Below are 12,752 nucleotides of genomic sequence, written 5' to 3' on the forward strand. Positions count from 1 at the left end.
TGATATGGTCATGACACTCTCTTATGACTCCCCCAGTCAAACAAACTGCTCTGAGCCCCACGACCTAGCCCTACCTGAAACGGACTGTTTGATTCAATCTTTAGTTCCTTTAACCACCTTCACCTCCTTTCGGGTCGGAGGGCCAGCCGAGTGGTACATCGCGCCTAAGGGGGTAGAACAACTTCAAGAAGCTCTCTTATGGGCTGATACTCAAGGATTACCGATCACCCTCCTCGGGGCTGGATCAAATTTATTAATTAGTGACCAAGGGTTATCTGGATTAGTGATTGCGACTCGTCACCTGCGTCATGTTGACTTTGATTCAGAAACGGGGTTACTGACTGCCGGGGCGGGAACCTCCCTTCCCCGTTTAGCCTGGAAAGCCGCTCGTTTAGGATGGCGGGGACTAGAATGGGCCGTGGGCATCCCCGGAACCATGGGGGGGGCGGTGGTAATGAATGCAGGTGCCCACCGATCCTGCACCGCAGAAATTTTAGTCCATACCCATGTCCTATCCAAGTCTGGGGAATTACAAGTTTTAACCCCGGAAGATTTAGCCTATCGCTATCGCACCTCGATTTTGCAAGGGGGCGATCGGTTTGTGACTCAAGCCACTTTCCAGTTGGAACCCGGTCATGATCCGCAAAAGGTTCTCGCTGATACAACCGCCCATTTTAATCAACGTCGCAATAGCCAACCCTATCATCTACCCAGTTGTGGCAGTGTTTTCCGTAACCCTGGTCTGAAAACGGCGGGGTGGTTAATTGAACAAACGGGTTTAAAAGGTTACAGCATTGGTCAAGCTCAAGTAGCCGAGCGCCATGCTAATTTTATTCTCAATTGTGGGGGGGCAACGGCCAGTGATATTTTTTCGTTAATTCGTCATGTTCAAGAACAAGTTGAACGGCGTTGGTCGTTTTTATTGGAACCCGAGGTGAGAATTATGGGGGATTTCCACGGGTTTTGATTCCCAATGCGGATCGCGGCAGGGACGATCTCCTCCCCCAAAATGCAGTTGATCCGCCAAAAAATGCTACTATAGCTTACTTATCTTGACTATACAAAGCGTTTTCAGCGCTCGATGAACAAACTATGACACAAGAAAAGGGATTTGGTTTCGGTCTGGGCAAAATGAAGGAACTGGCTGAAGCGTTTAAAAAGGCGCAGCAAGTTCAAGAAGGGGCAAAAAAGCTCCAAGAAGACCTGGATCAGTTGGAAATTTTGGGGGAAGCGGGGGGGGGCTTAGTTAAGGTATATCTCAGTGGAAACCAAGAACCCCGTCGGGTGGAAATTTCACCGGATGTTTTAGGCGAGGGCGCTGAGGTGATCTCTGATCTGGTTCTGGTTGCCATGCAGGAAGCTTATGGTAACTCCACTGCCACCATGCGCGAACGGATGGAAGAACTGACCGGGGGTTTGAATTTACCCGGGTTAGGTTAGAGTGTACAGCAATAACCCATAAACCTCAAACAAGGCAGTGCCAGCGTCCTCGCTGGCTGTGTTTTTAGGTTAAAGGTAGAACAAATTATCGGAAAAATGGGTTTAAAACCCCTAAGTTCTACTTAGGCTTTTTATTGTAAACCTTTGTTAAAATATCAGCCAATCTTGTGCCCAAAGATATAGCATAAGAAATCAGGCGAGAGGTAAGGCAATGTTAGTATTTGAGTTCAAAACTTACGGAAAAGCCAGTCAGATTGAAGCAGTAAAGGAAGCAATTCGTACAGCACAATTTGTCCGCTCTGTGTCGATATACCAGCCAAGAATGCTCTAGTTGCGGTGAAATTGTTCAGAAAACGCTATCCACTAGAACCCATGTTTGTAGGTGCGGTTGTGTCATGGATAGAGATGAAAATGCAGCTAGAAATATCCTGAGTCGAGGGTTGAGTACCGTAGGGCATACGGGAACTTTTGCGAAGTACGCAAGCAACGCTTTGGGAGAATTGACCTCTGCTCAGGCGGTCGAAATCCTGTTCGAGCAAGTTAGCTCTATGAACAAAGAATCCCCACGCCTTTAGGCAAAGGGAGTGTCAATTGTCAGATCTCTGATTTGGGGTCTCGAGTTTTGAGTTAAATTCTTTACTTATGCCTTACAAATTATTATTTGTGTGTCTTGGTAATATTTGCCGTTCTCCGGCGGCGGAAAATATTATGAATCATTTAATTGATCAGGCAAATCTGAGCGATCGCATTGTTTGTGACTCTGCGGGAACATCTAGTTATCATATTGGCAATTCCCCCGACCAACGCATGACTCAAACTGCCAACCAAAGGGGAATTACAATGACGGGAAAAGCACGTCAATTTAGGCGAGATGATTTTGAACTATTTGATTTAATTTTGGCAATGGATCAAGAGAATTATGAAAATATTCTCCATCTTGATCCTTCAGGAAAATATCGCCATAAAGTTAAGTTGATGTGTGAGTTTTGTCGCCATCATAACCTCAAAGAAGTTCCCGATCCCTATTATGGAGGGAGGGAAGGGTTCAATCAGGTGATTGATTTATTATTAGATTCCTGTGAGGGCTTGTTAGAGTTCCTTATTAAAGAACAAAAATTAGAAACTCAACCCTAGAAATGTCAAGTTTCTGAATCAGAACATCTCTACGCATAATTCCCAGAGCCATTAATTTGTGAATGAGGCTGGGATCGATGGTTTTTAAGCCAGAAACTATAACAGGGACATTTGTGACAGTCCATATTGACCTGAATAATTTCCGAGCAATTTAGGAATCAAACGTCCGGTGATTTTCCGGTAAAATACTAGAAATAATATTTACCCTGTGTAACAGTAATTTTGAGTGTGGCTAATTCTAATCGAAAACCAATTCTCCTTGACTTTGAAAAGCCTCTAGTTGAACTAGAAAGCCGAATTGACCAAATTCGTCAGTTAGCGAATGAAAATGGTGTGGATGTGTCCGAGGAAATTCAACAACTTGAAGCCCGGGCTAGTCAACTGCGACAGGAAATTTTCAGTGGTTTATCTCCCTTACAACGGCTACAACTGGCTCGCCACCCCCGTCGGCCTAGTACCCTGGATTATATTCAAGCCATAACCGATGAATGGATGGAACTGCATGGCGATCGCCGGGGCTATGACGATCCGGCTTTAGTGGGTGGTGTGGCCCGTTTAGGGGGACAACCCGTAGTTATCCTCGGTCATCAGAAAGGACGGGATACCAAAGATAATGTTGCCCGCAATTTTGGCATGGCCGCCCCCGGAGGTTATCGGAAAGCCATGCGCCTGATGGAACACGCTAACCGCTTTGGGATGCCGATTATCACCTTTATTGATACTCCGGGGGCTTGGGCGGGAGTGGACGCCGAAAAACTAGGCCAAGGCGAAGCGATCGCCTATAACCTCCGAGAAATGTTTGATTTAGAGGTTCCGATTATCTGTACTGTTATTGGTGAGGGTGGTTCCGGTGGAGCTTTAGGTATTGGTGTGGGTGAAAAACTGCTAATGTTAGAACATTCGGTGTATACCGTAGCCACCCCCGAAGCCTGCGCCGCCATTTTGTGGAAAGATGCAGGTCAAGCCCCCCAAGCTGCCCAAGCCCTGAAAATTACCTCCAAAGATCTCAAACAACTAGGCATTATTGATGAGGTAGTCCCTGAACCCGAGGGAGGTGCCCACAGCAACCCCTTGAAAGCCGCAGAACTACTGAAAAAGGCTTTAATTCAATCTTTGGGAGAACTTCTGGCTCTAACATCCGGGCAGCGTCAAACAATGCGCTATCAGAAATTTAGAAATATTGGAATTTTTGCAGAAGTCAAGGTTTAAGCCAGTGAGAATACCAGGGAGAAAAAGACATTATTCAAGAAATTAACCAAGTGGCCGTTAATCTTCAGAACTTGACGGGAAAAAAAATTTTTTTGTGAGGGGCGTTCAACAAAAATCTAAAATCCCTAATCCTAAATTCCTTTAGTGATATACTGATGATAGTAACAAATCTTTACAAATTTCTCAGATTAAGCCGTTTACAGATTTGTGACATCAGTTTTAGTCCCATGGCCGACCACTTAAAAGATGACTTCTCCCATGCAAAAAAGAGCCTTGATCACAGGAGCTAGTAGCGGAATTGGTCGGGCAACAGCCCTGGCCTTTGCTAAAGCCGGGATTGATATTGCATTGGTCAGTCGCCAAAAGGATCGCTTAGAGTCTGTAGCCGAAGAAGCCCGCAATCTGGGAGTGGAGGCGGAAGCCTTCCCCCTGGATTTAGCAAAAGTCGAACAAGTTCATGCCCAAATCGATAGTATTGTGGCTGCTTTTGGCCCAGTTAACATCCTCGTCAATAACGCCGGGATGGGATATACCGGAGACTTAATCGAAACATCCCTGGCCGATTGGCAAAAGGTAATCGACTTAAATCTCACCAGCGTATTCCAGTGTATCAAAGGAGTTTTGCCTGGGATGCGGGATCAAGCAAGTGGAACCATTATTAATGTAGTCTCCATTGCTGGTATACAGGTTTTTCCCCATTGGGGGGCTTACTGTGTCAGCAAATTTGGTTTGATGGCTCTATCCAAAACCCTGAATATGGAGGAACGGGCCAATGGAATTCGGGTCACAGCCCTCTGTCCTGGTTCTGTGAATACTCCCATCTGGGATAGCGAAACCGTTAAAGCTGATTTTGATCGATCTGCCATGCTGACACCAGAGATTGTAGCCGAGTCGATTCTCTATGTGGCATTATTACCCACCGCTGCGGTTATTGAAGAATTAACCCTGATGCCAAGCATCGGCACGTTTTGAATCGTTTTTAATATCGATTTTAAAACCATTTAACTTTGTTGTTTCTAAACCTTGATTCAAGATACACCATGACTATCTCATCCAACACCAATGGCCTCAAAAATGAGGACAAGACGGGGTTTTCGATTCGACCCGATCGGACTTTATCCTATAGCCAAAGCACCCACTCCCAACTCGATTCAGAGGTGAGTGACGAGGAAATGATGAATGCTGTTCGTACCATGCTTTTAGGAGTGGGTGAAGATCCTGAACGGGAAGGGTTACTCAAAACCCCAAAACGGGTAGCTGAAGCCATGCGTTTTCTCACCAGTGGCTATAATCAATCCCTGGAAGACTTGGTGAATGGGGCTATTTTTGATGAAGGTCATGAAGAAATGGTGCTGGTACGCGATATCACTTTTTTCAGTATGTGCGAACACCATATGTTACCCTTCATGGGTCGGGCGCACGTTGCCTATATTCCTAATCAAAAAGTGATTGGGTTAAGCAAACTCGCTCGGATCGTGGAAATGTACAGCCGTCGCTTACAAGTTCAAGAACGTTTAACTCGCCAAATTGCCGAATCAATTCAAACCGTCCTTGAACCCCAAGGGGTCGCCGTGGTCATGGAAGCCACCCATATGTGTATGGCGATGCGAGGGGTGCAAAAACCCGGGTCTTGGACAGTTACTAGCGCTATGGTTGGTGTATTCCAAGATGAACAAAAAACCCGTGAGGAATTCCTGAATTTGATTCGCCACCAACCCGCATTTTTTTAACTAATTAGGGATATTAATGCTGAATTAAGAATTGAAGATTGAGAATTAAGAAAAATTTAACTTATCCTAGAAAAAGCCTAAAAGCTATAATTCTTAATTCTTAATTCTTAGTTCTTAGTTCACTTTTAACCTTGAAAATTCATGATCCCTCAACCCATTAAGTTTGGAACCGATGGCTGGCGCGGTGTGATTGCTGCGGACTTTACCTTTGAACGAGTGGCTTTAGTCGCCCCCATTGCGGCTCAGATTCTCTATCAAACCTATGGAGAAACAACCGGAAGCCGGACGATTATTGTGGGCTATGATCGGCGCTTTTTAGCCGAGGAATTTGCCCAATGTGCGGCGGTCGCCATCCAAGCAGCAGGATTTAATGTCAAACTCAGTGAAACCTATGCTCCAACTCCGGCTTTTTCCTTAATCGCCTATGAACAAAAGGCTTTAGGGGCGATTGTTTTAACGGCTAGTCATAACCCGGGTAAATATTTAGGCTTAAAAGTCAAAGGTGCTTTTGGCGGTTCGGTGGGGCCAGAAATTACCCAACAAATTGAAGCCCTATTAGATCAAGCACAAATTTTTCAGACAACTCCCGGAACTTTAGAACTGTTTAATCCCTGGCCGAGTTATTGCCAAACCCTGCGTTCTAAGGTGGATATTCCGGCAATTCAAGAGGCAATTAATCAAGGAAAATTAACGGTTTTTGCTGATGTTATGCACGGGGCGGCGACCGGAGGATTAACCCAATTATTGGGAGATAATATTCACGAAATTAATACTGATCGTGATCCTTATTTTGGCGGGACGGCGCCGGAACCTTTACCCCGTTATATTCCTAAATTATTTGAACAATTAGAATCCCATCGCGTTGCTAATGGGGGTTTAGCCATTGGATTTGTGTTTGATGGGGATAGCGATCGCATTGCTGCGGTCGATCAAAATGGCAATTTTCTCAGTTCTCAAATTTTAATTCCCGTATTAATTGAACATTTATCCACTCGTCGAGGATTTACCGGAGAAATCGTTAAAACCGTGAGTGGTTCCGATTTAATTCCTCGAATTGCTCAATTATTTAATTTATCGTTGTATGAAACGGCGATCGGTTATAAATATATTGCCGATCGGATGTTAACTACGGAAGTTTTAGTCGGGGGTGAAGAATCGGGGGGAGTGGGTTATGGAACCCATATTCCCGAACGGGATGCGTTGTTATCGGCGCTGTATGTCTTAGAAGCCATGGTGCAGTCAGGGGAAGATCCGACGCAAACCTATCAACGCTTACAAGCACAAACGGGCTTTGATTCAGCCTATGATCGGATTGATTTACCGTTGGCGAGTATGGATGTGCGATCGCGCCTGGTCGAACAATTAAAGAATCAACCTTTACAGGAAATTGCAGGACAGGCGGTGGTTGATTGTTTAACCGTAGATGGCTATAAATATCGCCTTGCAGATAGTCGTTGGTTATTAATTCGCTTCAGTGGGACAGAGCCTGTCCTGCGTCTTTATTGTGAAGCTCCCGACATGGATAGGGTTCAAGAGACCCTAGCCTGGGCGAAGGATTGGGCAAATCAGTTTTAGCATGGATTAGGGCGAGGAGACCTCGCCCCTACCCGTTAATTATTAGCATCGGAATATGACAAAAAAAACATTAATTGTTGCAACCGGAAATCCAGGTAAACTCAAGGAGATGCAGGCTTATTTGGAGGGTTTAGAGATTGAATTGCAGCTTAAACCTCAAGATTTAGAAATAGAAGAAACTGGAAAAACCTTTGTTGAGAATGCAGCTTTAAAAGCATCCCAAGTTGCATTGGCGACGGGAGAATGGGCGATCGCTGATGATTCAGGATTGGCTGTAGAAGCCTTAAATGGAGCGCCAGGAATCTATTCAGCCCGTTATGCTCCTACAGAAGCCGAATGTATTGTGCGACTGCTCAAGGAACTCGGAGATCACCCTAACCGTAATGCTGAATTTGTTTGTGCGGTGGCGATCGCCCGTCCCGATGGTTCCATTGCTGTAGAATATCAAGGAACTTGTCAAGGAAGCATCACACAAGCACCCATGGGAATCGGGGGCTTTGGTTACGATCCGATTTTTTACGTTCCCCAGGTTAACATGACTTTTGCCCAAATGCCTGCGGAATTAAAACATAAAATTTCCCACCGTGGGCAAGCCTTTCAAGGTATTTTACCCCAGCTTCAAGCTTTATTAAATTGCCACAAGGGAATGGGATTGTCCTAATTGCGGGATGCACCATGACCGTGATATTAATGCAGCAAATAACATTTTGACGGCAGGACTTAATCTTTTCAGCTTACCTAACTCATACACGAGCAATATAAAACTATGCACAAATGCGGTTCTTTGCTAGTAGCAATCTTACTGTCGGTGGCATCCCTAACAGCCTGTGAATCATCGAATCCTACCAACACTGGTACAACTTCGTCTGGGGGAAACTCAACGGCTACTAAAGGAGGAACAGGTCAAAGTCGTCTTGATATTGTCAAGCAAAGGGGAAAGCTAATCTGTGGAGTTGATGGCAAAATCCCCGGATTCAGCTTTGTGAATGAAAGTGGCCAATATTCGGGTCTGGATGTAGATATATGTAAAGCCGTCGCCGCTGCCGTTTTTGGTGATCCTAATGCGGTGGAATATCGGAATTTGGATTCTACAGAACGATTTGAAGCCTTAAAATCGGGGGAGGTGGATATGCTATCGCGGAATACTACCTGGACGATTAGCCGTGATACCTCCGTTGGCTTAGAATTTGCCCCAACTACATTCTACGATGGTCAGGGGATGATGGTTCGCAAAGATAGCGGGATTACTAAATTAGAAGATTTAGCAGGAAAGGCCGTTTGTGTTGAGGCAGGAACCACAACCGAACTGAACCTAACCGATGCCCTGCGCCAAAGGAATGTCAAAGCTGAAACGGTTACCTTCCAACAAGCTGACCCGGCTTATGCAGCCTATGCAGAAGGTCGATGTCAAGGGATGACTTCGGACAAATCCCAACTGGTAGCCCGTCGTAGTACCCTCCCCAACTCTGACGATCATGTTCTTTTGGATGTTACTATGTCTAAAGAACCCCTTGGCCCAGTAACAGTTAATAATGATTCTGCTTGGTTTGATGTGGTTAAATGGACAACTTATGCTTTAATTGAGGCGGAAGAATTAGGAATTAATCAAGGGAATGTTGATCAACTCAAAACCAGTGAGAACCCCAATATTAAACGATTTTTAGGGACAGAAGGTGACCTGGGTAAAGGTGCCGGATTAAGTAATGATTTTGCGGCTAATATAGTTAAAGCAGTTGGCAATTATAGTGAAGTTTACGAACGAAATTTAGGTCAAGGTTCACAATTTAAACTGCCCCGGGGACAAAATGCCCTATGGACAAATGGGGGTTTGATGTATTCTCCACCCTTCCGCTAAAGTCAGTTATCAGTCATCAGTTATCAGTTATCAGTTTAAGAGTTAAGAAGTAGTTACGTTGTTTCTCATGACCAAAATCTTGATTTTATTGATGTTAATGATTCCTAATTGCTGGAATGGGCGAGGTCTCCACGCTCCTACTGATAACTGATTACTGTTTACTGATAACTGATTTTATGACTAACACAGATCAAAAAATTCCCCTTTGGCGAGATGAACGATTTTGGCGAATTGCCTTACAGGTTTTAGTGATTTTGATTTTGGTTAGTGTATTTGCTATTTTAGGAGGAAACCTAACTCGAAATCTGAGAAAAACAGGTAGTGGTTTTGGCTTTGATTTTTTAGGTACATCGGCAGGATTTAATATTCTTGATAGTTTAATTCCCTATACTCCAACTGATCCTTATATTCGGGTTTTATTTGCTGGATTATTGAATTCTTTGCGGGTGATGTTTTTTGGAATTATTCTCACAACTTTATTGGGAATTACTGTTGGTATTGCCCGTTTTTCTGATAATTGGCTTTTGCGTAAATTATCGTTTATTTATGTCGAAATTGTTAGAAATACTCCCCTATTATTACAACTGGTTTTTTGGTATGGGGTTTTTGTTCAACTTCCGCCTATCAAGGAAAGTTTCAGGTTTTTAAATTCAATTTTCCTGTCTAAGCAAGGAATTTTTATACCTTGGCCGTCAGGAATTCAAGGAATGATTGGATTTGGGGTGTTATTGATTTGTGCGATCTCCACCCTAATTATCTGGAAAAAACGCACAAAAGTTATGATAGAAAGGGGAGAATCGGGACAACCTCAATTAATCACTTTGGGAATCATTGGTATCATAGCTTTATTAACATTAACTATTGGATTAAATTGGCAAACTCCAATATTTAATCCCACAACAAATAATATGGAAGGAGGATTACGACTTACCATTGAATTTACCACACTTTTAGTCGGTTTAGTGGTTTATACGGCGGCTTATATTGCTGAAATTGTGCGAGCCGGGATTCAATCTGTTTCCAAAGGTCAATGGGAAGCGGCGCGATCTTTGGGCTTACAATCGGGTTTAGTCATGCAGTTAGTCGTATTTCCTCAAGCCCTGCGGGTGATTATACCTCCTTTAAATAGTCAATATTTAAACTTAGTAAAAAACTCCAGTTTAGCGATCGCCGTTGCCTATGCTGATATCTATAATGTTGCCACTACTACTTTTAATCAAACGGGAAAAGCGATTGAAGTCATGTTAATTATTATGGGAACTTACCTGACCATTAATTTATTAATTTCTTTGGCAATGAACCAATTAAACCGTAGTGTTCAGTTGCAAGAAAGATAAATTAATGGTCAATAAAATCATCTTCAATCTTTTTCAGAATCAAACACTTATTGAGAATATTTTTGATATGATCAACTACAATATTAGTCTGTTCTACCATAGCTAAATGTCCACAATTGTCAATTTCAATTACATTATTATACCCCTGACGAAATAGCCAATGAAAGCTGGCTAAATAGCGAACATATTGCGGTTCCATAATCAAGTCTTGTCGTCCTGCGATAAAATAAACGGGTTGCCCGAGTCGGGAAACCACTTGCGGTAAACGATGAACTTCGGTTTCGGTGGTGGAATCTAATAATGCCCCTAATGCGGCTTCAGGACAAGCTATAACAAAATCGATTAACCGTTGTCGTCCCCACCGTTGTTTGATAGGACAAGACACTTGAGCGCGAGTAAAGATTAAATCCAACAGGGGCAAATAACATAACCATCGGGGGCGGAATTTAACAATTTTTTCTCCCACGGAACGAAATTTCTCAAATTCTTCTTTCAGGTAAATTCCCCCCCCGGCATTAATACAAATCACGCCTTTCACCTGTTCCGATAATTTATCCGCCCCTAACAGAGCAATCGTCCCCCCCAGGGAATGACCCACTAACCAGGCATTTTTGATCTTCAGGGTTTGTAATAAAATCGCTAAATCTTCAGCGTAGGAAATGGGGGTATAGATGGCGTGTGATGGGTTTCCCGCCAACAATTGAGAATTCCCAAATCCCCGTAAATCGTAGGATAAACATTGATATTCGGGGGCTAACAGGTCAATGACGGGTTGCCAATAGTGACGACTCAGCAGCCAACCATGAATAAACACCAGCACATCACCCGATGAGGTTGGTGATGTCAATTCGTAACTGTGTTTTACGCCCTGGATATCGATAGTAGCCATGATACCATCGTATCATAAAACTTCACTGAGAATATAGTCAGATCCAGTTAAATTTGCTATCTGAATTATTGGCTTGCAGATTACACTCACATTCAGGGAGTTTAAAATTGCTAATCTGACTAATTTTAATTGAACAACCATCTCCAAATTTTACAGCAGTCAAATAAAAACAAGCCTGAGCCGGATCATTATCCCAACAAAATCTTTTCTCGATTTCGTCTCCCGTATCAACTACTGTAATCAAAGAATAAAATAGAGTAGGAGTTACTTGATTGAGCAATTTTTTGGGGATGATTTTACCCATAAGGTCTTCTCGTTTTTGATCTAAAAGTTTAACAAAGACGGGATTAATGATTAAACAGTAAAAATCGTTAATTTCTTTAGTTATCATATCTCTTTCAGCTTGTAAAGCCATAATTCCATCTTTAGAACTATTTAATAAATTAGCCAGTAAAGCACGAGATTGGTAGAGAATTTCTGCTGTTTGTTGATGGTGTTCGATTTGCTTTTTTAATTGTTGTTTTTGTCGTTGGATAATGAGTTGAGTTTGCAAACGGGCGATCACTTCTTTGGGTTCACAGGGTTTGGTAATATAATCCACTCCCCCGACTTGAAAAGCTTTGACTTTATCGAAAACTTCATTTAGCGCACTCAAGAAAATTACCGGAATATCTGAGGTTGTTTCATCAGATTTTAAAGCTTGGCAGACTTGATATCCATTCATTTCTGGCATGATAATATCGAGCAAAATTACATCCGGGTGAGTCTTTTGGATTGTTCTTAATGCCATCTTACCATTATTGACACTTCGGACTATATACCCATATTCATTTAATAGCTTTGTTAAGAAATGTAGGTTTTCAACCAGGTCGTCAACAATTAAAATATTGCCTTTCGGGTCTTCATTTTTGTCAGGATTAGTTTCTGCTATTTTTTCTTCAGAAGATGGGGATGTGCCACAATGCACCTCTATTACCCATCGAAAGTTATTTTTAGTGATTTTTTTCCCAAAGGCGCAGGAAAGACGTTGCCATAATAGGGAAGCTAAATCTTTAATATGACCAACACTAAGATATAAGCTCTCAGCAAGGCTACTGTAGCTTTCATTATCCCAAGCTGCTTTGAGGATTTGTTTTTCTGAAAGTGTTAGGGGTTGACCCGCTTTAGAGTCTAGGGTAGTTTCTACAAATTCGAGGGTTTCTTCAAAAGTCATGACGGGCTAAGAGTGATCCGGTTTTCGGTAGTTGGGTTAAATGGGTATCAGTATCATCACAGTTGTGCGTGAGTTTATGACCGACTCTAGCCAGAAAAATCTAATTATCCGACTTTTCCGACTTTGTAGATCCGACTTTTCCGACTGACAAGCGTAGGAGTGATCAACGATGATAAAAATATTGAAAGGGTGCAGTTTAGAAGTTCTAAGTCAGTAGTCGTAAATCAACACAATTAACAAGGTCAGGAGTAAAAAATCGGAAGTTAGAACGATTTAATGTCAGTCAAAAGGTTTTTCTGTTTAATCATTTCTACAAACTTAGTATCTATTTCTAAATTATGAAATAGGGCTCCACTTTCATCGTTTGAGA

13 protein-coding genes and 1 pseudogene are annotated in these 12,752 nt (G+C 42.8%); 12 read left to right on the top strand and 2 right to left on the bottom strand.

Annotated elements, in window-relative coordinates:
• Window positions 1-4 precede the first annotated feature (4 nt).
• From murB to AC2D3N_RS11405, 12 genes and pseudogenes are all read left to right on the top strand, one after another.
• Complete coding sequence (gene murB / locus AC2D3N_RS11350) at window positions 5-967, top strand: UDP-N-acetylmuramate dehydrogenase (protein WP_079677693.1); 963 nt, start codon at window positions 5-7, stop codon at window positions 965-967.
• A gap of 125 nt (window positions 968-1,092) precedes the next feature.
• Window positions 1,093-1,440 carry a YbaB/EbfC family nucleoid-associated protein gene (locus AC2D3N_RS11355; RefSeq protein WP_079677694.1) on the top strand — a complete coding sequence of 116 codons (348 nt, stop codon included), beginning with the start codon at window positions 1,093-1,095 and terminating at the stop codon, window positions 1,438-1,440.
• Between the two features lie 305 nt (window positions 1,441-1,745).
• A pseudogene (locus AC2D3N_RS11360) lies at window positions 1,746-2,015 on the top strand (zinc ribbon domain-containing protein); the annotation flags it as partial.
• 67 nt (window positions 2,016-2,082) lie between these two features.
• Window positions 2,083-2,574: a low molecular weight protein-tyrosine-phosphatase gene (locus AC2D3N_RS11365; RefSeq protein WP_079677695.1), complete on the top strand. Its 492-nt coding sequence runs from the start codon at window positions 2,083-2,085 to the stop codon at window positions 2,572-2,574.
• Window positions 2,575-2,802: 228 nt separating this feature from the next.
• Window positions 2,803-3,783, top strand: coding sequence for an acetyl-CoA carboxylase carboxyl transferase subunit alpha (gene accA / locus AC2D3N_RS11370; protein ID WP_484693636.1), 981 nt, complete (start codon window positions 2,803-2,805; stop codon window positions 3,781-3,783).
• A 246-nt stretch (window positions 3,784-4,029) separates the two neighbouring features.
• Window positions 4,030-4,755, top strand: coding sequence for an SDR family oxidoreductase (locus AC2D3N_RS11375; protein WP_079677697.1), 726 nt, complete (start codon window positions 4,030-4,032; stop codon window positions 4,753-4,755).
• 68 nt (window positions 4,756-4,823) lie between these two features.
• Window positions 4,824-5,513, top strand: a complete 690-nt coding sequence (gene folE / locus AC2D3N_RS11380; protein ID WP_079677698.1) for a GTP cyclohydrolase I FolE — start codon at window positions 4,824-4,826, stop codon at window positions 5,511-5,513.
• A 144-nt stretch (window positions 5,514-5,657) separates the two neighbouring features.
• Window positions 5,658-7,088: a phosphoglucomutase/phosphomannomutase family protein gene (locus AC2D3N_RS11385; protein ID WP_079677979.1), complete on the top strand. Its 1,431-nt coding sequence runs from the start codon at window positions 5,658-5,660 to the stop codon at window positions 7,086-7,088.
• Window positions 7,089-7,143: 55 nt separating this feature from the next.
• Window positions 7,144-7,749, top strand: a complete 606-nt coding sequence (gene rdgB / locus AC2D3N_RS11390; protein WP_079677699.1) for an RdgB/HAM1 family non-canonical purine NTP pyrophosphatase — start codon at window positions 7,144-7,146, stop codon at window positions 7,747-7,749.
• Window positions 7,750-7,756: 7 nt separating this feature from the next.
• On the top strand, window positions 7,757-7,879 hold the full coding sequence (locus AC2D3N_RS11395) for a hypothetical protein (RefSeq protein ID WP_200816710.1): 123 nt from the start codon (window positions 7,757-7,759) through the stop codon (window positions 7,877-7,879).
• A complete protein-coding gene (locus AC2D3N_RS11400; RefSeq protein WP_079677700.1) occupies window positions 7,855-8,943 on the top strand; it encodes an amino acid ABC transporter substrate-binding protein in 1,089 nt (362 codons plus the stop codon). Before AC2D3N_RS11395 ends, AC2D3N_RS11400 begins: the two co-directional genes overlap by 25 nt.
• 176 nt (window positions 8,944-9,119) lie before the next feature.
• Window positions 9,120-10,280 carry an amino acid ABC transporter permease gene (locus AC2D3N_RS11405; protein WP_484693637.1) on the top strand — a complete coding sequence of 387 codons (1,161 nt, stop codon included), beginning with the start codon at window positions 9,120-9,122 and terminating at the stop codon, window positions 10,278-10,280.
• 1 nt (window position 10,281) lies between these two features.
• On the opposite strand, the gene AC2D3N_RS11410 is transcribed toward AC2D3N_RS11405, so the two are convergent.
• Both AC2D3N_RS11410 and AC2D3N_RS11415 read right to left on the bottom strand, forming a co-directional pair.
• Window positions 10,282-11,169: an alpha/beta fold hydrolase gene (locus tag AC2D3N_RS11410; protein ID WP_079677702.1), complete on the bottom strand. Its 888-nt coding sequence runs from the start codon at window positions 11,167-11,169 to the stop codon at window positions 10,282-10,284.
• Window positions 11,170-11,206: 37 nt separating this feature from the next.
• Complete coding sequence (locus AC2D3N_RS11415) at window positions 11,207-12,382, bottom strand: response regulator (protein ID WP_079677703.1); 1,176 nt, start codon at window positions 12,380-12,382, stop codon at window positions 11,207-11,209.
• Window positions 12,383-12,752: the final 370 nt, after the last annotated feature.

It is taken from the genome of Planktothrix sp. PLAVEN19ND, from assembly GCF_057220675.1.